The organism is Leptospira levettii, from assembly GCF_002812085.1.
Taxonomy (GTDB): domain Bacteria; phylum Spirochaetota; class Leptospiria; order Leptospirales; family Leptospiraceae; genus Leptospira_A; species Leptospira_A levettii.
The window spans coordinates 100254-123778 of sequence record NZ_NPDM01000002.1; the positions used below are offsets into that span (position 1 = coordinate 100254).

A 23525-nucleotide genomic window follows, 5' to 3' on the forward strand; every position below is an offset into this window, starting at 1 on the left:
TTTAATGGATAATACTTTAAATGCGTTTTTACGTGGCATCATAGAAGCTGCCACGGAATTTTTGCCAGTGTCATCCACTGGCCATTTGTTTTTATTTAGTTATTTTTTCCCGTTTCAAAACCTTACTGTCCCTCACGAGGCATTTGAAGATCTGTATGATATTTTCATACAAACTGGTGCCATTTTATCTGTTGTTGTTTTGTATTATAAAACACTTTGGGGCCATTTGAAAATGGCAGTTCAGTTTGGTTTCAGACAAACCACTGACAAGGCCGGTTTCCAATTTTACCTCAATTTACTCATTGGTATTTTACCAATTTTAGTATTAGGATTTGTTTTCAAATCCCAACTCGACCAAATTAAAATGAGACCTGATCTATTATTGATCCTTGGTGTATCATGGTTCGTCGGTGGACTTCTCATGGTCATTGTTGAAAAAAGACATCTGGATGAAAGTCAAGGTAAGTCAATTGGATTCAAGGAATCATTGATCGTCGGTTTTTTACAATGTTTTGCTTTGATTCCAGGTGTATCAAGGTCAGCAGCAACTATCATATCAGCAAGAACTTTGGGTGTATCAAAAAAAGATAGTGCTGAGTTTTCTTTTTTTCTTGCCATCCCTGTTTTAAGTTTGGCCGGATTGTACAAACTATACAAACATCGTCATATTCTAAATTCAGAAACAATAGGTCTTTTATTGTTTGGAAGTATCATCTCTTTTGTTATCTGTTATTTTATCATCAGACTATTTATGGCCTTTATCCGTAGAAGGAGTTTTATTTCCTTTGGAGTGTATCGGATTCTTTTAGGGGCATTCGTTATATTGTATTTCCTTCGTGGCTAAGAAATTCTAAGTAAAAACTCTTTTTATCAAAGTTTTCAGTAAGGTCTAGTAACCGAAAAAATAGTTTTGTGTTTTGTTTGTGAGATTTATTCCTTAAGAATAATCGTTCACACCAGATAACGGCATCTTCGATTTTACCCAATTGGAATTCAGATTTAGCAATCATATACAATAGATTTTCTTTCGACTGGTTTTCATTGAATGCAAGTTTCAGATGGTTTAAGGCTTCTATCCACTTCTTTTGGTGGAAGTAAATTTTCCCTGCAAATGAATGGAAGTTCGGATGCGAAAATTGAGACAAAAGGGGGATCAACTCCGAAAGTGCATTTTCATAATTTCCTTTTTTGGCATCCGTTTGGATATTTAGGAATGTTCTACGAATTTCTTCTGAAATGGAAAGTTTTGGAATTTCCGATTGGTAAGCAATTCTTAAAAAAGATATGTCATCTGTGATTTCCCCGTTGTTTTCTATTTCCTGTACAAGTGGTAAAAGTTTTGCATCTGTTCTCTCCACAAAACGAAGGATCAAAGTTTCATCTTCGTTGATATAGCGGTTCTCTGTTTCACTCATCAATCCAATATCATCTCTTCCATCGGAACCAACGAGAAGTACATCTCCATCCAATAGTGAAAATGTTTTGATTTGAAAGTGTGAGTTGTTTCTTGGAAATCCAAGTTTGCGCATTGAGAGTTCCGTTTCGATAAAGGAAGCCACACCATCTCTGTATAAAATACTCCAAGGGTGTTCAGCATTGATGTAGTAAATGTATCCATTTTTACCTACCATGCCGAGTACCACACTTGATAACATGGAACCATCAAAACTAGCGAATACAGATTGTAATTCTACATAAAGATCTTTTAGCCAAAGTTCAGGTGGTCTTCTTTTGGTATAACTGGATTTTGCTCTCGATAAGACAGCTTGGAATACAACACCTAATACAAGAGCTCCTCCTGCGCCTTGGATTGATTTTCCCATTGCATCGGCATTCGCAAAAACAGTGTATTCTCCTGATTCTAAGTGAATCGAACCAACGATACAGATATCTCCACCAATTTCTCCATTTTTCCCCCTAAATTGAAACTTTTTCTTTTGGTTGGTATAGGATTCAATTTTGAGTTCAGGGATTTTATTTTCAATTCGTGCTAATGGTTGGATGAGGAGTGATGTTAAAAAATAATCACCATCTTGTTTTTCTTTTAAGATTTGTAATTGGTTGAGTGATTCATTTAATGCGTCAGTTCGATCCTCAACTTTTTTCTCCAAGTTTTTATTTAGGTCTTCAAATTCCTCATTTAATTTGACAAAAGAATTCGCAAGTATCATCGCAAGTGAGATGTTAAAGAACAAAAATGCATATCCCATGATTCTAGGGAAAACCCAATAATTTCGGTTTGTTGCCGTATCAATGATAGCTGCTATTAAAACAATGGTAAGTCCGATCGTAATGTAAATTGCCCTTTTTTCTTTTTTTCTCAAATTGCGAATCAAATTGGAAAAAATGAGGATTACATAGAGGATCCATGTTGGTTGCACCAAATTGGAGAGAACAAAATTGAAGTGTTCAATGTTATTGGAAAACAAGAAAAAAGAAAACACAAGTAATTGGAATCCATCTAAAATTTTTGCAAAGATTACATATTTATCTTCAAATAATGTCCGCAAAAAATGGTACATAAATGGAATTAACAACAAAATTGTTAAGTATTCCAATTTTTTCATTTCTAAGAAAGAAAATCCTAATTCATATTTTAATTGGTTCCTTAAAAAATTATAAAGTACGAATGAGAAAGAAAAGAGTGAAAAGAATAAATTTTCCCTGTCTTTTCTCCTTCTAATAAACAAAAATAAGAAGTAACTTCCCACTGTGATATAAATTGTTAAGAAAATTAATTTTATGAATTCATCTTTATAAAAACGATTTTGGATGTTTGTACTCGGACCCAATAATGTTTCGTCTTGTTCAATCCCTCCTGAATTTTGAAAGTACAATTGGATTTTGATTAACAAAAGATTCTTCTTTTTTGGTAAAATTAAATGGGAAGGAATTGAATAGATCCTTAATTTATCATAATTTTGTGGAAAGGGAGAATCCCATTCTCCTGTTTTTCCGATAAGTTTTCCATTTAAGTAAGTTCGGTCACGGTCATTGATGATCCCCAAACGAAAACTATACTGAATGTTAGGATCAACATCCATCTCGATCCATTTCGCTAAAATCACAGTCCTTTTCTGTTTTTCATTCTCTTTGGGAGGGGTTAAGTTTCCGGGAACTTTGATTCGTTTCCAATCGTACTTGGAAAAATTTTCTTCCGTTAGATTTTGAATTTCACTTTCCTCTAGTCCATTTTCCTTCATGTACCAAAGGGAACTTGGATCGTTTTGGTTTGAATCCAAGCTTGTGATGGAATGGGGATGATTCTGGATGGTAAAATCTAAAAGGGGGCTAGATTCCAATTGGGAAAAAGAAAAGACAAGAACAATCAGTAACTTTTTTATCATATTTATACGGGGGTAATCACTCCCAAAACATTTCGTAAAAACAATTGGATGAAGAATGGTCATTCGCTTAAAGAAGAATAAAGAAAAAGCTATATTAAATTTTCATCCTTGGGTATTTTCAGGTGCCATTGATTTTGTTGAGAAACATTGTAAGGCAGGCGATATCGTAGAGGTGCAATCTTCCAATGGTTCCTTTTTAGGTTGGGGATTTTTTGATCCCAGTAGCCAGATTCGAATTCGACTGTTCTCTTTTGAAAAAGAAAAGGATGGAATGTCGGAGTCGTATTGGATTTCCAAATGGAATCAAATACTAAATCTGAAGCTTGCGCTATTGCCAAACGATACAAATGGATTTCGTTTGTTTCACTCTGAGGGTGATGGTGTTCCTGGGATGATTGTGGATATCTATAATGATACTGCTGTTCTACAATTAAAAATCCCCGGTGTCATTCGATTGAAGTCATTACTCGTACAATTCTTAGAATCAGTTGGTTACCAAACAATTATAGAAAAACACGAAAAACAAGATTCGAAAAAAGGGGAAGAAGTTACTCTCGAAAAAGGGGTTCTTTCTGAATGTATTTTTCTAGAGAATGGATATCGTTTTATTTCCGATATTGAAAAAGGACAAAAAACAGGATTTTTTTTAGACCAAAGAGAAAATCGGGCACTCCTGGGTAAATATGCAAAAAATCGGACTATACTGAATACATTTGCCTATTCAGGTGCTTTCTCCGTATATGCGTTGTTAAATGGAGCTAAGTCCGTTCACAGTCTTGATATTTCAAAACAAGCATTAGAAATATGTGAAAAAAATTTGAGACTGAATGGAATTGAGTCTTCTGTTGAAAACGGGACACATAAGAGCATTGAACATGATTGTTTTGATTTTCTAAAACAAATGGAACCTGATTTTTATGATTGTATCATCCTCGATCCACCGGCATTCACGAAAAACATATCTACTGTAATGCAAGCGAGTAGAGGATACAAAGACATTAATATGAGAGCTATTTCGAAAATCCAAGATGGTGGGCTTATATTTACCTTTTCTTGTTCACAACACATTTCCTTTGATTTATTTAAAAAAATAGTTTTTGGAGCAGCAAAGGATGCAAAAAAAAGAGTTAGAATTTTACACCACTTAACCCAAAGCCCTGACCATGGATATTCTGTTTTCCACCCGGAAGGAGAATACTTAAAAGGACTTGTGATTCAGGTTGATGGGGAAATATAAATGAAAATATTGGTGATATCTTAGAATGAAATTTACATCGCTTAGTTTCCTTTTGTTTTTTATTGTAGTGTATGCACTACACTGGTCTATACGAGGTAAGTTTAGACTTGTATTTCTATTTTTGGCATCCTTTGTTTTTTATGCAGCTTGGTCGATTCCATTTGCATTTCATTTTTTAACTTTGGTTTTGATCAATCATTTGTTGAACAAACAAATTCTAAAAAATAAAAACAGTTATTGGTATCCCATATCCTTATTCATCAATTTTGGAAACTTATTTCTCTTTAAATATTTTTACTTTTTATGGTCTCTATTGTTTCAAATCACAGGGAGTTTTTGGTTTTCCAATGAATCTGTTCAGGTTTTCTTAAATTCCCAATTCGGTTTTGATTCCATTACTTTGCCTCTTGCTATTAGTTTTTATACCTTTCAAATGGTTGCCTATACGATTGATGTCAAACGAGGGAATGCAGATGAGAATCCAAGTTTTTTGCAATTTGGATTATTTATCTTCTTTTTTCCCCAATTGGTTGCAGGACCGATCGTAAGGCATGGAGAATTTTTTTACCAATTAGAAGTTTGGAATGCTAAAAAAGAACAATTATTGGAAGGATATTACTTAGTTTTTCTTGGATTATTGAAAAAGGTAGTGATTGCTGATAATTTATCTCCCATCATTGAGCCTATTTTCCAAAACCCAGATTCATATGATGGGGTATCCAATGCACTCGCAATGTTTGGATATGCAGCACGTGTTTTTTGTGACTTTAGCGGGTATACGGACCTTGCTCGTGGTTTAGGAAAATTATTAGGGATCAATTTACCTGAAAACTTTCATGCACCTTATTTGTCAGCATCCGTTCGTGAATTGTGGACACGTTGGCATATGACGCTTGCTACATGGATTAAGGATTATATTTATTTTCCGCTAGGTGGTTCACGCGTAACAGAAGGGAGAGGGTATTTTAACCTTATCCTTACGTTTACATTAGCTGGATTTTGGCATGGCGCCAATTTTACATTTATCATTTGGGGATTTTTACATGGACTCATGCTTAGCATCGAACGAAAGGTAGAAATGATTCTCAATCAACCAAAGAAAGAAACTGTGGTTCTATGGAAAAAATGGATAGGGATCTTTTATACCTTTCTGTTTTTTGTAATCACAATTCCGTTTTTTAACGCACCTACAGTCAAGAATGCAGTGTCGATGTTGTGGCGTTCCTTTGTGAATGCACCAGGAGAAAGAATTGGTCAGTTAGAAAAAATTCTTTATTCTATATTGTTAACATTCCTATTAAACTACTTACAAACAAAACCTAGTTTTCCAAGAGAATCATGGACAACGAAGTTTAGTCTTTTGTTTTTATTTTTGTTTTCTTTTGTTGTGACAGTTTTGTTGGGTTATTTAGCACCTGGAGGTACGGAGTTTATATACTTCCAATTTTAATATGAAAAATAAATTTCCAATTGTTTTGTATCCACTTCTTCTCGCATTTTCACTGTTTTTGTTTGATAAACTTTTTTTCCTACCTGTAATTGTTGAAAACACTTATAGTTGGAAAAAAATTGAACGTAAGTTTTACGAACTAAAAGAAGATCTTTTTGAAGTGATGCTTGAGGAATCAAAGAAAAATCCAGGGAAACAGATAGGTCTTATTTTAGGAAGTTCTCGTTCTGGTGAATTTGATTCCGAAATGGTGGAAGAATTTTTTCCGAATACAAATTCTTTTAATTTTGCTGCTCCCTTTGGTCCCCCAAGTTTCCAAGCATATTGGTTGGAACGAGTGCTAACAACAAACTTACCAATCCGATATGTTTTGTTAGAAGTGGATCCTCTTTTATTTTCTAAATCCGCTATCGACTATTCCTTAAATGGATCATATGATAATCTTTATGTACTCAAACATTTGGATTTTTTTAGAACAAAAACAAGTGATCCATGGTCCACTCAAACAAATGGATTTTCGCTTGATGAAGCAGAAGTATATTTTCTAAAAAAATTATTTGCATTGTATAAATACCCTTTAGATCCCACAGCGATTAAGGCCAATAACAAACTGATTGAAATCAGTTTTGTTCCCGGTATGTCAAATGGTTACACTGGAAAGGAACACAAACGAGCATATGTAGAGAGAATCAAAATGGTAAACCGTGTCAAGTTTGGCGCCTTACCTAATGAGATTAAATTTGCAAATATGGATTTATTTTTAGAGCGAGATGCGGAAGCAATGTACAACCAGTACTTAAGAGGTTCTTCCTTAGCCCCGACTCAAATTTTCTTTTTTAAGAAGATGTTACATCTATTAGAAGGAAAAGGAATTCCTGTCATTGTCTATTTTCCTGCTGTTTCAGAACCTCTACGACGAAGGATGAAAACAGATGGTTTACTCGATCGTTTTAATGCTGAAGTTAGGAAAGAAGTGGAAGTTATCTCACATTCACCAAATTCCAAATTTATTGTGATCGATCCAAATGAAGATCCAAATTGGAAATGTAAAGATTTTGTCGATTCGCTCCATTTGAGTGGTGCATGTTTTCCGAATTTACTTCCCATTTTATTTCCGAAGTCAATTCGTTAAAGGCGAGATTCTTTTCTTTTTTTTAATTGTTTTGGTATGTAAAAAAATCGGAAGAGTAGGTATCCAAAACCGCTGAATCCCAAAAATAGAAAGGAAAGCAGATTAAAGAGAAAGTCATTTTCTTTTGGTGATTCCCCTTCATTTTGGTGGAGTAACGATTGGAATAAAACAATTCCTGAATACAATAACAGGTTGATCACAAGATAGATGGTTGTCTTTTTTAATACCCATAAAGTATCTCCCATCTCACCTTTGAATTTTGAAAACTCGCTGAGAATTTCTTGGTAGGATTTTTTATGACCCAAGCGGTATATGTCGTAAGCCTCTTCCATTTCTGGGTCTTTTGCTTTTCCATCGAGTAATACAAATTCAAAATCCAAATCTGAATCATAGACTTCTCTTTTGTTAGGATCACTTAAAGTCATATAGGCCCTTGTTAGTTCCAAAATTTTTTCTTTTGCCTCTGGACTCCTTGCCTTTTCAAGTTGTTCCCAAAAGAGTAATTCACGAAGGTAAACAGCTTCGATGCCACTTGTAGGAAAATCTCTAGAAATTCCTAAAATTTCATAAAAAGTCTCCCGTTTTGTGTTCGGCATATACCCCTTCCTATCCATTCTTCTTTGCTTTACAAGGAATTTTCTTGGGAAAACATATCATTATGAACCCTACCTTGACAGAAAGCTTAGACAGTATTCCCTCCCTCCAACTGGGAAAGGTCTATGTGGAAACTTACGGCTGCCAAATGAACGAATACGATTCAGGCATAGTAAAGGAACTATTCCGTAAGGAACATTACGAAACCACAAATTCAGTGGAAGACAGTGATATTATATTTTTGAATACGTGTGCCGTCCGAGAAAATGCACACGCCAAGATTTATGGACGACTCCAATCCCTTGGTTACCTCAAGAAAAAGAATCCAAATTTGGTCATCGGTGTTTTGGGCTGTATGGCACAGAATTTAGGAGAAGACTTATTCAACCAAGAATTGCCCCTCGATTTGATTGTGGGTCCAGATAATTACCGTACGTTACCAGAACTCATTCAAAACATTCGTAAGGGAGAAAAGGATGTCCAACTCACAAGGTTATCCAGGACAGAAACGTATGATGAATTAGAGCCAAAAGTTGTCAATGGTATCCAAGCATTTGTTACCATCATGCGTGGATGTAATAATTTTTGTACATTTTGTGTTGTCCCTTACACGAGAGGAAGAGAAAGGAGCCGTGAACCGCAGTCCATCATCCATGAGATCAAACAGTTGGAAACGATGGGTGTCAAACAAGTCACACTTCTTGGACAAAATGTAAATAGTTATTCCTATGAGAATTTTGATTTTTGTGCCCTTGTAGAAGAAATTCTAAAACAAACTAGTATCGAGCGAGTTCGGTTTACAAGCCCTCATCCCAAAGATTTTCCTGATCATCTCATTTCACTCATGGCTAGGGAGGAAAGATTTTCTTCTCAAATCCATATGCCACTACAAGCAGGAAGTTCCAAAGTACTCCGCGATATGAAACGTAGTTATACGAAGGAAGAATATTTGGATTTGGTTCAAAAAATCCAAGCGGTGATTCCAGATATTGGAATTACATCCGACATCATCGTAGGATTTCCAGGAGAAACAGACGAGGAATTCCAAGAAACATTAGAAGTTGTAAAACAAGTCAAATTTGACATGTCTTATATGTTTAAGTATTCCGAACGAGAGGGAACTATCGCAAAACGTAAGTTTATTGACGATGTTCCTGAGGAAGTTAAGAGTAAAAGACTAATCGAACTCGTTGAACTCCAAACAAAAATATCTTTAGAGAAAAATCTAACAAAAATTGGAAAAGAATTTTCCATTTTGGTGGAGAATACTTCAAAAAAATCAAAACAAGAGTTATGCGGAAGATCACATTGTGGTCGGATGGTTGTTTTCCCGATTCCTGAAGGAATGTCTCAAGACTTATCAGATTGGATTGGAAAAACGGTAACCGTACTCATTGAACAAGCAACAAGTGCTACTCTCAAAGGGAAATTGATTGTCTAAACCTGTTGATTTAAGAACCGTTAGGGTTCATTCCAAAGACGATTTACCACCAGATTTTATGGTGGATACGGATAGGTTAGGAAAGTGGAAACGTTTCAAACCTTCCATTTTAAGGATTTACATTCTGAAAGAGATATTAAGTCCGTTTTTGGTTGCTCTTTCTTTTTTTACAATGATCTATATGGCAGTTGCCATCCAAAAGATGATTGGACTTTTTGTTGGAAAGGGGGTCGATTTTTTCCGTTTATTGGATTATATGGGTTATGTTTTTGGGAATACTCTTCCCATGACCATTCCCATGGCTTGTTTGATGTCTGGAATCATGGCGGCTGGTCGGTTGTCTGGTGATTCCGAAATCACTGCGATGAGAGCTTCTGGGGTTTCGTTTCCCTATATCTACAGTAATTTTTTAGTATTTGGCTTTCTTATGACACTTCTTGTAGGGTATCTAAATTTTTATTTAGGACCAGAGAACACTCGTAAGATGAAAGATTTTGATAATTGGATAGCTTCCTATAATCCTTTACTTGCGATCCAACCGGGTCAATTCTCTGGGGATAAAACACAGGATTTTTTCTCAGAGAAAGGTCGTACCATGTATTCTGGTGGTGTGGATGAAGATGGTAACCTAAGTAATGTCCAAATTCGAGAATGGGCAATTTCTGCTAGTGGAACGGATTATATTATGGTGAACAATTTGGCTGTCCCAATGGGTGGGTCAAAAATGTTACAAATCATCAATGCCAAAGAGGGTTTACTAGTTGAAAAGAAGAACTCAGTTGGTGAATACGAAAAGTCAGTTCGATTGAGAAAAGGTTATGTGATTGAATGGGATCCTGAAACCAATGCGATTGGTGTCACCAATTTCATGAATGGGGAAATGGATTACAACACACCAGCAAAAAAAGATACAAAAACATTGAGTATCAATGTAAAACCAGATACGTTCTCCTTACCAATGTTAATCGAGATCAGAAATGCTATAGAATCGGAAGGATTGGAAAATATTCCTGGTTTGGAAATTTTAAAAGAATATGGTTTGTCTATCAAAGGTGTTGGTGGGCTTAAACAAATGGTGGAACAATTCAAATATGAAATCATCATGGGTGCAAATTCAGGGAACCAAGAAGAAATGGCACAAAAATTTGCCTTGTTTACACAGTTGTCTGAACTTCTAAATGAATCCAAAAAAACCCTCACTGGTTTTAATGTGGAAATCCATAAACGGTTTGCAACTCCACTCTCGTGTCAGATTTTTTTCTTCTTATCCTTTCCCCTGGGTCTTGTTGTCAAACGATCTGGAAAGGGTATGAGTTTTACTCTGGCAGTTGTTTTTTTACTCATTTACTATACATTTTTTATCTTTGGTTCTGGGATTTCTTACAAAGAAAACGTTCCGGATTGGGTGGGGCCTTGGTCTGCCAATATCGTGATTGCAACCCTTTCGATTTATATCATGATTTCAAGGACAGATGCAAAATTACCAGAGTCTATCCGAAACAAGTTTGGTTTTTATTTTCGCTGGAAAGACAAGTGGGATGAAACATGGGAAATGTTAAAAAATCGCTTCGCAAGGAAGAAATAATAGAAAATTTGCTAGAAAATTCCCCTGTCTACGGTCCCATAGAGAGTAGTTGTCATTTAGGAGATCGGGTTTGAAAACTTCTTATATTTGGAATCTTTCCCAGGGCCGTCCGTTTCCCGTAGAGCTTTGGAAACATTCAAAAATCAAAATCCAAGTGAACCAAATTGGTTTGTCGGAATTGGATCAAATCACAATCACACCAAACGATATTCATATCCTTTTTATCCAAGTGACGTTCAAAGAATGGAATGAGATTCTACCAAAAATCAAATCCACATTTGAAATGAGTCCTTTTGTTTCTTTGATCTTAGTTTCTTCCGAAGATGGTGTAAACCAAATCCAAGAAATGGTACAATCCCAACCCAAATACCTGGTCTTAGAAAACCCTCTACATGTGCGGGAACTGAGAATGATTTTGGACCGAACCATCCAATCAGAATCTTACAAGGCAGCTGCATTAGATATTGGAAATTCATGTTTAGAAAACGTGGGTTTTTTTGAAGGTGTATTTTCTTTAGCACACCAAGAATACGAAGAATCAAAAAAAGAAAATGAAGCTTTGCGTTCGATCCTAAAGTATGAGGAACTTGTAAAACGTTCACAAGCTGGGATTAATTCTGCACTAGAACGTGTGAATGATATGAAGAACCAAGAACTCATTGAGTTACACCAAAGGGTCAAAGCTATCCAACAATTGGATGAACTTCGGGAAAAGGAACTCAAACAAGCCCTTGAATTACAGAAAGCAACGGAAGAAGTATTAAATTATTCGCGAATCGAAGAAATGAATTTGGATAAAATTTTACGAGCACAAGATCGATTGTTTGAGTATACGGAACAAGAAATCAAAGAACTTGTGGAAGAAAATAGAGCACTAAAGAAAAAACTTGGGATGTTATAATTCAAAAATCCTTTCCGACTTTTTCCTCTATCGCCGCGTATTCCTTTGATTCGCGGCCATAATGCAATTCTGCAAATCTTAATAAGTGTTTTTTCTTTAATTCTTTGAATTCATAATAGAGTTCTTGGTTCTTGGAACGAAAGGCTGTTTGTTCCATTTTCTCATAGGAAAGAGCAAGAAGTCTGTGGGGTTCTGCTTCCATTTCATTTTTGGATGAGATTTCAATATAACGAGTTGTAAAGTCTATGACCTGTAAGTAGTTTTTAAAGGACTCTTGGTGTTTGATGTACTCTCTATAAATTCCAGATTTTAAATCGATATACGAAGCACTTTCTTTCACCTTTGGATTTTCAATTTTATCCAACAAATTCATCGCTTTTACAAGGCGAAGTGTCGTTTGGGTCCTGAGTTCATAGAGTTGTTTTTGGAATTCTTTTTCCTTGTTTTCTTTTCGTGTTACTTTCTGCCATTCGTAACGATCTTCGTAAAAAACTTCTTTTTTAAAATCCTCTCTCCTTTTATCGATTCCCTTTTTTCCAGTTTCAAAACCATCCAAAGCAAGTGAGTATTCTTTGTTTGCATCCGACCATCGTTTTTGAGAGTTTTTTTCATCGACAAAGTCGAGAACAGGTATGGTTCCAATGGCTTGGGTAGAATCACCCCAAGGTGAACCTGATTCTGGTCGGGTAGGGAGAATGGATTCTACCCTTGTTTCGCCCGTTTGATTTGGATCAGTAGCTCCCAGTGGAATCTGGAAGGAAAGGAGGAGGAGGACCCAAAAAAATCGGCGATGGTTTACCATTTCAGGGAAACTTTCCTTGAATCCAGGATATTGGCAAGAACTATCACTTTATGGTACTAATTCAGAGAAAAATGGAAACAACGAAAAAGATCGTTCTCATCGCACATGACAATCGAAAAGAAGATTTACTTGATTGGGTAAAATTTAACCGGGGAACATTGAGTAAACACCATCTTTCAGCAACAGGAACAACAGGAAAATTGATCCACGAACAAATTGGTTTGCCTGTTTTTCGTTTCATTTCGGGTCCACTTGGTGGAGACCAACAAATTGGTGCAAAAATCGTAGAAGATTCAATTGATTTTATGGTGTTTTTTTGGGATCCACTTTCTGCACAACCACATGATCCAGATGTGAAAGCTTTATTACGTATTGCAGTATTATATAATATTCCAATGGCATGCAATCGATCAAGTGCGGATTTTTTGATCTCTTCTCCACTGATGGAAAAAGAATACAATCGGCAACTAATTGATTACGGTTCGAGAATACCCGCTAAAAATTAAATTTGCTTTTACCGTGAAATAATCAGCTGTGAGTTTGTGGCGTTTTTTGAACATAAAATACAACATTGGGTATAAAAAGTATTTGGAAATGGGCCAGAGGTAAAAATTGATATCAATCTCATCCGATAATATGGATTCTTTTTCATTCACTTTGATAAACCGATGTGTATGTATAAACTTTAAAAATGGTCCTTTTTCTTGGGAATCTTGGAAAAGGGAATTTTTCTCGTATTTAGTATGTTTTGCGATCCATTGGGTGTAGAGAAAAGGCAGGATTGGGACCTTTAAAATGGCTGTTTCACCGACATGTAAAGATCTAGGTTTTTGGATCACCTGGATCCCTCGATTTGCCTTCATTAATGTTTCAAAACCGATTGGATCTTCATGGAATTGGAATAACCTTTCAATCGGCACTTGGAATTTTGATTGGTAAATAAATGTATCCATACTCTTTAGAAGGTAATTCATTCCATTATGACTTTGTTTTTTAAGAAAAAGAAACATTCGGTGCCCAAATTACACTCAGAAGTAATCGAAAGGATTAAGGAAGAGTCAAAAAGGCAACAAAGGGAGCAAGTGTTATTGGTACAAATGGTTCGAATCCAAAGCGGATTGGGCGAAGTGCAAGTGAGTTTTTCTGATCGTTTAGTGACGGATTCAAATTGGATTCGTTTTGCCAATGAAGATTCCAAAGAAAGATTACATCACGGCGAATTTTCTATCGAAAACGGAAATATATATTACCATCCAAATGTAGAGTTGAATTGGCAAAATACTCCCAAAGATACAATCCATAAAATTGTATCCAATTATCAATTTACCAATGGGAAAGTTTATTTGGATCGAAAGGATTACGATCAGTTAGTGCCTGTATTAAAAAGTTGTTTTCTATCAGAACAAGTGGATTCTGTTTTTATGGATGGAAACATTTGCCAATTGGAAATTAAATCTTTAGATGATGCCAAAGAAGAACGGATTTCGGATGTTTTATTAACCTTTTTTTCGTCTTTTTATCCTAGTCCGTTTTTAGAACCACATCGTCCCCAGTAGCTAATTCTTTTTCCCATCCACGTTGTTTCGGTTTGATGTTTGAAATCGATTTTCCTAAAGAAATGATTTCGCCTTCAAAAAGAGTTTTTCCTCTTCTTTGGAAAACTGGTTTCGAATCCAATTTTAATCCATCATCCTTACCAAGAGATACGATAACTTCGTCTTTTTTTACCTTAAGAATTTTACCTTCGATTGGCAGAGTCGATTTAATTCTTTCCGCAATTCGATGTACGATGGTTGGCAAACTATCGCGTCCTCTTTGGTTTGTTTTCCAATTGGCGATATCTTTTAATTGATCTCTGTCATAGATAGAAATATCAAATTTAATATCACCATTTTCAATTTGGTATTTTCCATGGACCACATAACGAATTTTAGTTGCATTTCGTCTTTTGGAATCCAAGTGATGTAAGTTATCGATCGAAAAAGGTATTGTTTGAGAAAAAGGATGATAACTGGATTCTTTTAATAAATTACGAATGGACTTAAATTCACTTCCCTCAACCACTCTTACTGATAACATGTTTTTTAATTGGTATCTTAAAACTTCTGCAAACAAACGTCCAGCTTGGAGATGATAAGGAAAAGGACTTACCGATTCTAAATCAAAAACATAAACTTCTGGACTAAACCTAACCGATAAATCGGAAACAGAATTTGGATCAATTTGAATGTATCCTTCCTTAAATTCGATCGAATCCTTTAGATTTTTAATCACAAATTCCAGTTTATTTTGTAATTTAAAAGAATTTGGATCTTCTTCTCGCAAGCGTAATAATAGATTTATATATTTAACAGAATCACCTGATAAATTATAAAAATCTAAAAGTTCTTTTCTGACTACTGGTGTTTGAGCGCTTAAGTCCCTAGCTCTAAATAAATGGAATAAACTACTCTTATGGTATAAGGAATGTTTTTCAGCATAATAACGATCCCTTCGGTAATCCCCCAACTCTCGTCGTAGTTTGGATTCTTCCTTTTCGGAAGAAATAACATACTCTTCTGCTTCAAAACGTAATATTTCATCTAGATCATCGAGTGCTAATGCTCTTCTGTAATGGTATGAAGCAAATTTAGTTTCACCCAATTCCCATGCAAGATTCGCTTCAATGCTATGATAGAGTTGGTTTTCTGGGAACTCTCGTGCTAGTTCATAAATTCGTTTAAAAGCTTTTGTTTTTAAGTCTTTGTCATTATTTGCATTAGCTAAAATCAAATCATGATATACAAAATAGAATCTAGCTTCTTCGTTTTTATCATCTAAATTCAAAGCATTTTCGAGCGTTTCTTTTACACTGGGTAATACGGAAACCAAAGCCCTTGGTTGGAAGTAATTTTCATACAAAAGAACTTTAGCTTTGAAGGAGAAACCGGATGGATCGTTTGGCTCTTTTTTTGTATAAGAATCAATTGTGTCCAAGGCATTTTCAAATTGTTTTTTTGAAAAATACAACTCAGCTAACATTCTCAATAAATCAGAAGGTTCTCCTAATTTATCAGATAAAGATTTTATTTTGTAAAGAGCTGAATCCGTTTTACCTTGTTTTAAAAGTGATTTTGCTTCTGTGATCCTTAAGCTAGTGTGATTTGGAAATTCAGTGAGTAGGGGTTGGATTAAATCATAAACCGACTTAAACTCACCATCCATTAAATAGATTTCAGACAAACCTGTGACTGCTGGTATGTATTTGGAATCTCTTTGTAAAATTTCTAAGTAAAACTTTTTGCTTTCTTTGTAGGATCCTAATACAAAACTACAATCAGCGATTCCTAACTTAGCATCGATGGAATTTCTGTTTTTTTGTAACGCAGATTGGTATAAGGGAATGGCTTTTCTGCAATTATTGTTTGATTGGAAATTTTTGGCTTCTGCAATGTCATCTAATGCACTCGGTTCAGCAAAAACAAATTGTGTGAAAAAAAATAGTATCCCAAGTACACTGTATTTTTTGGTATGTTTATCGAGGTTCTGGAACAAAATAACCTCCTTCGTCCCTTCCTTTTACGCCTCTATGATCTACACCAATGCCTATTTTGATATATCGATTGATGAGTTCAGGATTTGTATCTGTTTTATAGGAAAGAATATAACGGTAATCTAAATGAGATCTAAAGAGCTTGTATAAATCTCTTTCTTCCCCTTCACCATCCAAATAGATATACTTTCCATTACTTGGACCTGTTAAATCAGACCAAGATTCTTCATACGATGGATTGGAATTTGTTGTTAATACATAAATCGGAATGGAATGTGCTTTAGCATAAGATACGATTCTTGATTTTTGGTATTGTAAAAAACTATCTTCTTTTGCTTCTTTTGAAACCAAATACACGAGGATTTTTGGTCCCGTTTCCATTGATAGTTTTTTTAAGGCGGCAATACTTGCTTTGCCAAAATTGTATTTTTCTTCTGCTTGGCTATCTCGGATTTTAGCAAGAATGTCTCTGAGTGATACTGTATCTGGTAAAATCAATTGGCTATCTTTTCCAGCACGATAAAGTGTTATATGGTCTGTATCATGTAAGGACCGAAAAAGAGGGAATAAACCATCTTCTAAATTTGTTTTTCCTTTTTTCAAACTTTCGCTATTTTCATAAACAATCGCAATGTTCAATTTTTCGTTAATTTTGTTTTTGTTCGCTAAAGAGAAGAGTGGGGTCATATTGTCGTTTTCGAAGATTCGAAAACTCAAACGATCAATCCCAACTAATTCTTTACCCCCTCTATTTTTAACGCGAGTGTAAATATGAATATTGGGGAAGTCCGACGTATCAATTGATTCGATTTTTAGGTCAAGATTTGAAAGTAAATTGTTCTTATGCGAAAAAATATCAATTCTATGTTTTCCAAAATCTACAAAATACATACTTCCTGTAGAATCCATATTTGTAGCAAAAGGCCGGTATAATACTCGATAAACACCATTTTTATCTCTGAATTTTGGAAGTTGTCTCCAATCTCCATTTAACATCGAATAGTTCCAAATCCCTGTTAACTCATCCGTTAGAAAAATTTGGTTATCTAAAATTCGGATATTTCGCGGTTTTTTCCATTCTGATTTGGAAATGGTTTCAATGGTATTGCCATCACCATCAAACACAAAAACTTTTAGTTTATCTTTATCGACTACATAGATTTTTTGATTCTCAATTGTAATCCCAGAAGGATTCACAAGTTTGGAATTTCCAATTCCAAGGATTTCTAATACAAATTGTCCATTCTGATTAAACTTTTGGATTCGACCGTTTCCAGAATCAGCTACATATAAATTCCCTAATGGATCAAAACAAATGGAAGAGGGTCCCCGGAATTGGCCTGGATTTTTTCCAGGTCCACCAATAGTTGCCAAATAACTTCCATTCAAGTCAAAAACTAAAACTTCATCTCTAACAAAATCAGCGATATAAACTTTTTGGTTTTGGTAAACGAGTGAAACTGGTCTTTCGAGTTTTCTTGTGATTCCACCTCTCCAATTGGAGATGGGTGTTCCTTGTGCATTAAATTTAACCACATTGGAAGTATCAAAGCCTGCTACATAAAAGTTTCCATCTTCATCAAATGTGATATCAACTGGATTTCGAAAACGATACCCACGAATGGAATCACCTTCTATAGTTTTAAAGTAGATTTTTTCTTTTTCTGTGACACCACCTGCGATCGCTAAGCGGAGAGTCTCAATTTTATTTGTTATAAGCAGGTCATTTTTTGCTTTGGTAGCTAAAATTTCTAATTCATCTAAGGCTTCTTCCCATTCACCTAACAAGTAGTAGTTATTTGCCAATTCTAAACGAGCAAGGTGGAAATCCTTTTTTAAATTCACCGCTTTTTGGAATCGTTCTTTCGCTGCGGAATATTCTCTTAAATTTTTATAGGTGAGCCCACGTTTGAATTCTTCCTTGGCATTCTCTTCCCCCAGGGAAAAATTGGGAAAGTCTAGAGGAAAGATTTGGGTGCAGACCAAAAGAAAGATGATGGATACAAACTTTCGCAAAAAACTTCCCCTCTGTCCCCCATTATAATGGGACATAATATTGTAGTCAACCCCTTCCTCAGAGAAAGGGCAAAGCAATCATTCTTTATTCTCGACAGATTCACCAAATTCGACAACATGGAATAGTCATTATGTCCCCTGATACCATCGAAAAAGAAGTCAATCGACGGAAAACCTTCGCAATCATTGCCCATCCCGACGCGGGAAAAACAACACTCACCGAGAAATTACTGCTCTACGGAGGTGCTATCCAACTTGCAGGGGCTGTGAAAGCAAAAAAGGAAGGAAAATCTGCCACCTCCGACTGGATGGCAATGGAGAAAGAAAGGGGGATTTCCATCACCTCTGCCGCCTTACAATTTGAATACAAAGGTCACATTCTCAATTTATTAGACACCCCTGGCCACGAAGATTTTTCGGAGGATACCTACAGAACGTTAATGGCAGCCGATACCGCTGTAATGGTGTTAGATGCCGGAAAAGGGGTCGAACCACAAACCATTAAATTATTCCGAGTTTGCCGAGACCGAGGCATTCCCATCATCACCTTCATCAACAAAATGGACAGACCCACAAAGGATCTTTATGCTCTTTTGGATGAGATTGAAAAGGTTCTAGAAATTAAGGCAGTTCCCGATGTATGGCCACTCGGTACAGGTTTTGATTTTAAGGGAGTTTATGATTTGAGGGATGCACAATTGTATCTTTTTGATCGAACTCCAGGTGGAAAACAAAAGGCCGGATTTCGGATGGCTGGACCCAATGATCCTAGCCTCGACGAACAATTCGATGAGGAAATTGTAAAAGCTTTCCGTGAACAAATTGACCTGGTAGAAAATGGCATTGGCCAAGTGGACAAAAATTCCTTTTTACTGGGAAAAGAAACTCCCGTGTATTTTGGTTCTGCAGTGAACAATTTTGGGATTGAGTTATTCTTAAATAAATTTTTAGAACTCGCACCCGGACCTGACCATATCCCACTTCGGGATGGTAATTACTTAGATCCCGTGAATTCTCCATTCAGTGCTTTTGTATTTAAAGTACAAGCAAACATGAATAAGGCGCACCGGGACCGAATTGCTTTTTTACGTATTTGTTCTGGTGTTTTTGAACGCGGACTCAACGTAAACCACAATCGTTTAGACAAACCAGTGAAATTGTCCTCTAGTTTTGCATTTTTTGGACAAGATAGGAACACTGTCGATTTGGCATACCCGGGTGACATCATTGGTCTCGTAAACCCAGGAACCTATAAAATTGGTGACGTACTCTCGACTGGCAATACGCCACCACTTAGACCTCTTCCTAGTTTTGCTCCAGAACTCTTTGCAACCATATCCTGTAAAGATACATTACAATTAAAGTCTTTCAAAAAGGGATTGGACCAATTAGCAGAAGAAGGAATTTTGCATCTTTTCACATCACGAACGATAGGTGGCGGTGTACCTATTATTGGTGCTATGGGAAAGTTGCAATTTGAAGTTTTTCAAAGAAGGTTAAAGGATGAATATGGGGCGGATACATCTATCAATGTCCTTCCTTATGGAATTTCTCGTTGGGTAAAAAAAGAAGACCGAACTAAAATTCCATCAAATGCAAATTTGGTTGAAGATTTATTCGGGAATATGGCTTTATTGTTTGATACCGAATGGGATATGAATTATTTCCACAAAAATAATGAAGGAATTGAGTTATTAGACAATCCACCACTTGAATATTAATTAGATGATATCAATACCAATCCAAGTGATATCATCTAATAATTCTTTCCCTTCTGAGTAAGATCGAATTTTGAAATCTAATTCTTGTTTGACGAGTGACATGTGATTACTTGTCATTTGTGAAAAAAATTTGAGTAATTCCGTTTCCCATAATTTTTCCTGACTTTTGTTTTCCACGTCTTTTAAACCATCAGTGAATAAATAAAATCGGTCCTTTGTAGTGATGGGAAATTCCAATATTTTGGGATTCAGTTTTGGTATCATCCCGAACATAGGATTCAGTTTTTCATAACAATGGAAATTTCCATTGGAATAATGGAGCATTCCTGGGTGGCCTGCATTTCCATAATAGACTTTATTTAAATCCAAATCAAAGAGTAAAAACAAAAAAGGAACAAATGCGTAAGGATCAGGGAAATGAGTGCTTACCCCTTCATTCATCTTTAATAATATATTTTTTGGATCTGTTTCTGTTTTTGCAATTTGGTGAAATAATACTTTGAGTACTGTCATCATCATGGCTGCTTTCACGCCATGTCCAATCACATCTCCTAAGGCAAAAATATATCGATTGTCTCCTAAGTTTATATAATCATAATAATCACCACCGACTTGGATAAGAGGTCTGTAAAGAATCTCATAATCTAATTTGGGAAAGATATGAATTCGAGATGGCAGGTATTTTTTTTGCAAATCCTTTGCATATTCCATCTCTCTTTCGAATTCTAATCTTTTTTTTGTTATATTTTGTATGAGTATTAATGCACCACTTGCAAATTGATTATTTTGTTCTAAGAACCAAATTTGGTAGGTGATTTCTAGAAGTATGGTAGATCCATCACTGATAAAGACTTCCAATTCCTCTTTTCGTAATTCTTGTGTGTGATCATTTTGTTCTTTGATTTCTCTTAAAAATTCAGATACTTCTGTTTTTAACCATTTTGCCAAAGGTTCTTGGTAAATATAAACATCTGATACTTGTAGTTTTTCTTCTATGAATGGATTTTCAAGTAAGACATTTCCCAAGGAATCAAAAAGAATCGCTGCATGTGGGTATTCATTTAATATCAACTTTAGTTTTTGTTTGGATTCAATTTCCCTTAGCGAAATGAAGATAGAAAAAAGAAATGTGAAGAATAAAATACCAATGAGTGTTGTAATATTTGTTTTTAATGAGGAGATAATTGGTTGTAATACTAGGTTTATAGGACTTACAACAAAAAGGTGGATGGGAAGTCCATAAAGAGGAACACCTACTAGAAAAAAACCTAAATCATCTTTTTCAATTTCTTTCAAAGTTGGTAAATTGGAATTTGATTGTAAGGAGGATTTAGATTTTTCTTTCCATTCTTCCGAAACCAGAAAATTATCTTCAATAAATCCAGAGATTCCAAAATCACCATTTTGATTTAATAAAAACAAACCTTCATTCGGATCACTAAAGGATGAGTCGAGTAATGCTTCTTCCATGAATACCGTCGGATAAAGATACATTCCTTTTTCATCGGTAATTAAAATATAAGAAGCAACTGTATCTGAATGATTACAAGAAATGAATTGGATGGAAGATTTTTTCTGGATTCTGGATAAATCATTTGAACAATACTGATTTAAATCCGTTGGATTTTTGATTGGGATTAAATCTCCTGTTGGTTTCGAAAATTCATTTTGAATCTGGTTTCGAATTTGATTTTCGATGTCGATTGCTAACAGTTGAATGCGAATTAACTGGAACCTTTGGTTCCAATCCAATGCTTCTTTGTATTCTACATAAATCATCCTTCCAATGAGTAAAGCATAAGGAAGTAAGATGAACAAAACTAGTGAAAAAAAGAGCTTAACAAAGGATAAAGATCGGATGACATAAACAAAATTAGAAACGATACTCCGCATCCGATTGTGGAGATTTTCCATTTACTCGGCCTTTTTTAGACTCTGAATGAATATTTGTTTTGGGACTTCTTCATTCCCTAATCGGTCGACAGCACTGATTTCTAATCGGATGTTTTTTTCACAGCCAGAGAGTATCTCCTTCCAAGAGGTCTCTAACCATATCTGGTATTCGGAAACTTGTTCATCACCGCATGAGGTTCTGTACCGAATGTTGGAAAGTCCTGACCCTTCATCAGAAGAACGGAGTAACAATCCGTTTTTAGGAGAAATAAATGTGGTTCCATTTTTTTGGAATGATGGACTTAAAAAGGAAATTGAAGTCACGGGTGGTCTTGTATCCACCTTAAATTCCCACACTTGCATCCCATCGGAAACACCTAGTTCATTGGTGACCTTGTATTCCAAACGGTAATTACCATCTTTTGAAAAACGTAAGAGAGGAGATGTAGTCGTTTGCCAAGGGCTACCATTGATTCTGTACTGGATACGAATCTTTTTTTCGGCTAAAGTTGGAACGATTGTAATTTGATTGGTTGTGAGAAATAACTCAGGTTTTCCTTCCTTTGTCGGAATGGGTACGAGAACATCTGTTTTCACTTGAATTTTTTCGACTGGCTTGGCAACGGGTTTTGGTTTTTTACCAAACAAAGCCACCTGGTACAACTCGGTCCAAAACCCTCTCACTTTCCGTTTGGCAACGGCTCGGATTCGAAAGAATTCATACCCATCTGGAATGAATAAGTTAATAGGACCTGGATTTGCCAAAACTCGAAAGGGAATTTCTTCTCCCAGTTCATCGGATTTCCAAAGTTCAATTTCATATTGAATGATGTCTTCACGATCTGGAACCAGAGAGAATTGAATTTGTTTTGCGTGTAACGGAAAGTGGCATGTGAAGCTGATTAAGAATAATAGAGCACGTATTCGTAAAGGATTGTACCTGAATAAACAGAAATTCATTTGTTTTCGGGAATAGGAGGATTGGGAACTTGGAATGGTTTTAAAGGTGGTTTTCCCTTTTCAACAAAGGTTGCATACCCAGTGTTAACGAGAACTGTAACTTTTTCTGCCGTTACAGCAACACTTCCTTCATAACAACTGAGAGTGGTATTTCCATTTGCATCCACTTCTGTTAAAAAATCAGTACCTTTGACAACAGATTCAGCAGATTCCGTTTTGAGTAAAAACATCTTTTGGTTGGGAGCAGAGGATTTTGGAATCAGAGAACGAATTCTTCCTTGCTTTAAAAAAATTTCATCAGGTTCGGTATCTGATTTTCCACGTTCCATAATGACATGGCTATTTTCTGTGATTTCAAACCGAGATCCAGATAAAAAAACAAACTGTGCTTCCGATTCCTTGAGAGTTCTCACTTCATCCTTTGCATAAAGTCCTTCTCCATTTTTTGCTTTAGCCCAATCATTTTGTTTTTGTGAGATTTTTAATACCTCTGTCGTACCAGTAAACCGTTGTAAGTCGGCAAGTGGTTTTTTTCCCAAACTTTTAGGGATCCATAACTTCATTCCGGGAATGATTAAGTTTGGATTATCAATTTGGTTGGATTTGAGAAGTTCTTTCCATTTCCTTGGATCATCCAAATAGGTTTTGGAGATGATACTTAATGTTTGTCCTTTTTCTACTACGATTGTAATCCCATCATCTGGATTCGGTTGTATGATTTGTTTTTTAGATTCGGCAAATGTTTGGGAGAGTGGAAAAAGAAAAGTTAGGATGAATAAGGGATGAATGATAAACGAAAGTTTTGAACAATTACTTAGAAATAAAAAATCCAAAAAAGAGTAACCAGTGTTACACTTTTTTGGATTTATGAATAACCCAGAAAAGGGGAATTGGATATTTTTCATCTAGTTCCC

At 35.6% G+C, this 23525-nt stretch carries 19 protein-coding genes; 10 read left to right on the plus strand and 9 right to left on the minus strand.

Annotated elements, in window-relative coordinates:
- The first annotated feature begins 4 nt into the window (after positions 1–4).
- Entirely contained in the window at positions 5–844 is an 840-nt protein-coding gene (locus CH354_RS08075; RefSeq protein WP_100728072.1) for an undecaprenyl-diphosphate phosphatase, read from the plus strand.
- Here the strand turns inward: CH354_RS08075 and CH354_RS08080 are convergent.
- On the minus strand, positions 819–3347 hold the full coding sequence (locus CH354_RS08080) for a 7TM diverse intracellular signaling domain-containing protein (RefSeq protein ID WP_100728761.1): 2529 nt from the start codon (positions 3345–3347) through the stop codon (positions 819–821). The two genes, CH354_RS08075 and CH354_RS08080, sit on opposite strands and share 26 nt — an antisense overlap.
- A gap of 55 nt (positions 3348–3402) precedes the next feature.
- On the opposite strand from CH354_RS08080, the gene CH354_RS08085 reads away from it, so the two are divergent.
- The 3 genes from CH354_RS08085 to CH354_RS08095 are packed head-to-tail and all read left to right on the plus strand — an operon-like array spanning position 3403 to position 7166.
- Positions 3403–4584: a class I SAM-dependent rRNA methyltransferase gene (locus tag CH354_RS08085; RefSeq protein ID WP_100726891.1), complete on the plus strand. Its 1182-nt coding sequence runs from the start codon at positions 3403–3405 to the stop codon at positions 4582–4584.
- A 25-nt stretch (positions 4585–4609) separates the two neighbouring features.
- The gene (locus CH354_RS08090; RefSeq protein ID WP_100726890.1) at positions 4610–6034 is read left to right on the plus strand and encodes an MBOAT family O-acyltransferase; all 1425 of its coding nucleotides are present in this window, start codon (positions 4610–4612) and stop codon (positions 6032–6034) included.
- Position 6035: 1 nt separating this feature from the next.
- A complete protein-coding gene (locus CH354_RS08095; protein ID WP_100726889.1) occupies positions 6036–7166 on the plus strand; it encodes a DUF1574 domain-containing protein in 1131 nt (376 codons plus the stop codon).
- Here the strand turns inward: CH354_RS08095 and CH354_RS08100 are convergent.
- Positions 7163–7762, minus strand: coding sequence for a DnaJ domain-containing protein (locus CH354_RS08100; RefSeq protein ID WP_100726888.1), 600 nt, complete (start codon positions 7760–7762; stop codon positions 7163–7165). The two genes, CH354_RS08095 and CH354_RS08100, sit on opposite strands and share 4 nt — an antisense overlap.
- A gap of 62 nt (positions 7763–7824) precedes the next feature.
- Between CH354_RS08100 and miaB the strand changes: the two genes are divergently transcribed.
- The 3 genes from miaB to CH354_RS08115 all read left to right on the plus strand — a co-directional run bounded on the left by miaB (position 7825) and on the right by CH354_RS08115 (position 11687).
- The gene (gene miaB / locus CH354_RS08105) at positions 7825–9201 is read left to right on the plus strand and encodes a tRNA (N6-isopentenyl adenosine(37)-C2)-methylthiotransferase MiaB (RefSeq protein WP_100726887.1); all 1377 of its coding nucleotides are present in this window, start codon (positions 7825–7827) and stop codon (positions 9199–9201) included.
- Positions 9194–10786 carry an LptF/LptG family permease gene (locus tag CH354_RS08110; protein ID WP_100726886.1) on the plus strand — a complete coding sequence of 531 codons (1593 nt, stop codon included), beginning with the start codon at positions 9194–9196 and terminating at the stop codon, positions 10784–10786. The genes miaB and CH354_RS08110 overlap by 8 nt, the downstream gene beginning before the upstream one ends.
- A gap of 70 nt (positions 10787–10856) precedes the next feature.
- Positions 10857–11687, plus strand: a complete 831-nt coding sequence (locus tag CH354_RS08115) for a hypothetical protein (RefSeq protein ID WP_100726885.1) — start codon at positions 10857–10859, stop codon at positions 11685–11687.
- A gap of 1 nt (position 11688) precedes the next feature.
- Here CH354_RS08115 and CH354_RS08120 read toward each other — a convergent pair whose 3' ends face one another.
- Positions 11689–12489: an FcpA-related putative periplasmic flagellar protein gene (locus CH354_RS08120; RefSeq protein WP_100726884.1), complete on the minus strand. Its 801-nt coding sequence runs from the start codon at positions 12487–12489 to the stop codon at positions 11689–11691.
- 71 nt (positions 12490–12560) lie between these two features.
- Between CH354_RS08120 and CH354_RS08125 the strand changes: the two genes are divergently transcribed.
- Positions 12561–12995 carry a methylglyoxal synthase gene (locus tag CH354_RS08125; RefSeq protein ID WP_100726883.1) on the plus strand — a complete coding sequence of 145 codons (435 nt, stop codon included), beginning with the start codon at positions 12561–12563 and terminating at the stop codon, positions 12993–12995.
- Here CH354_RS08125 and CH354_RS08130 read toward each other — a convergent pair.
- Positions 12957–13499: an SRPBCC family protein gene (locus CH354_RS08130; protein ID WP_338092380.1), complete on the minus strand. Its 543-nt coding sequence runs from the start codon at positions 13497–13499 to the stop codon at positions 12957–12959. The genes CH354_RS08125 and CH354_RS08130 overlap by 39 nt on opposite strands.
- Positions 13500–13502: 3 nt before the next feature.
- Here CH354_RS08130 and CH354_RS08135 point away from each other — a divergent pair, with 3 nt between their 5' ends.
- Positions 13503–14045, plus strand: a complete 543-nt coding sequence (locus CH354_RS08135; protein ID WP_243396016.1) for a hypothetical protein — start codon at positions 13503–13505, stop codon at positions 14043–14045.
- Here the strand turns inward: CH354_RS08135 and CH354_RS08140 are convergent.
- Both CH354_RS08140 and CH354_RS08145 read right to left on the minus strand, forming a co-directional pair.
- A complete protein-coding gene (locus CH354_RS08140) occupies positions 14011–16023 on the minus strand; it encodes a tetratricopeptide repeat protein (RefSeq protein ID WP_100728584.1) in 2013 nt (670 codons plus the stop codon). The two genes, CH354_RS08135 and CH354_RS08140, sit on opposite strands and share 35 nt — an antisense overlap.
- The gene (locus CH354_RS08145; protein WP_243396017.1) at positions 16004–18073 is read right to left on the minus strand and encodes a 6-bladed beta-propeller; all 2070 of its coding nucleotides are present in this window, start codon (positions 18071–18073) and stop codon (positions 16004–16006) included. Before CH354_RS08145 ends, CH354_RS08140 begins: the two co-directional genes overlap by 20 nt.
- A 95-nt stretch (positions 18074–18168) precedes the next feature.
- Between CH354_RS08145 and CH354_RS08150 the strand changes: the two genes are divergently transcribed.
- Positions 18169–19758 (plus strand): peptide chain release factor 3, encoded by a 1590-nt coding sequence (locus tag CH354_RS08150; protein ID WP_100766398.1) that lies wholly within the window; start codon positions 18169–18171, stop codon positions 19756–19758.
- On the opposite strand, the gene CH354_RS08155 is transcribed toward CH354_RS08150, so the two are convergent.
- Genes CH354_RS08155 through CH354_RS08165 form a run of 3 tightly spaced genes read right to left on the minus strand, consistent with a single transcriptional unit; the run spans position 19759 to position 23516 of the window.
- The gene (locus CH354_RS08155) at positions 19759–21672 is read right to left on the minus strand and encodes a PP2C family protein-serine/threonine phosphatase (protein ID WP_100728586.1); all 1914 of its coding nucleotides are present in this window, start codon (positions 21670–21672) and stop codon (positions 19759–19761) included.
- A complete protein-coding gene (locus tag CH354_RS08160) occupies positions 21673–22611 on the minus strand; it encodes an LBF_2017 N-terminal domain-containing protein (protein WP_100728587.1) in 939 nt (312 codons plus the stop codon).
- Positions 22608–23516 (minus strand): FecR family protein, encoded by a 909-nt coding sequence (locus tag CH354_RS08165; RefSeq protein WP_243396018.1) that lies wholly within the window; start codon positions 23514–23516, stop codon positions 22608–22610. The genes CH354_RS08160 and CH354_RS08165 overlap by 4 nt, the downstream gene beginning before the upstream one ends.
- Between the last annotated feature and the right edge of the window lie 9 nt (positions 23517–23525).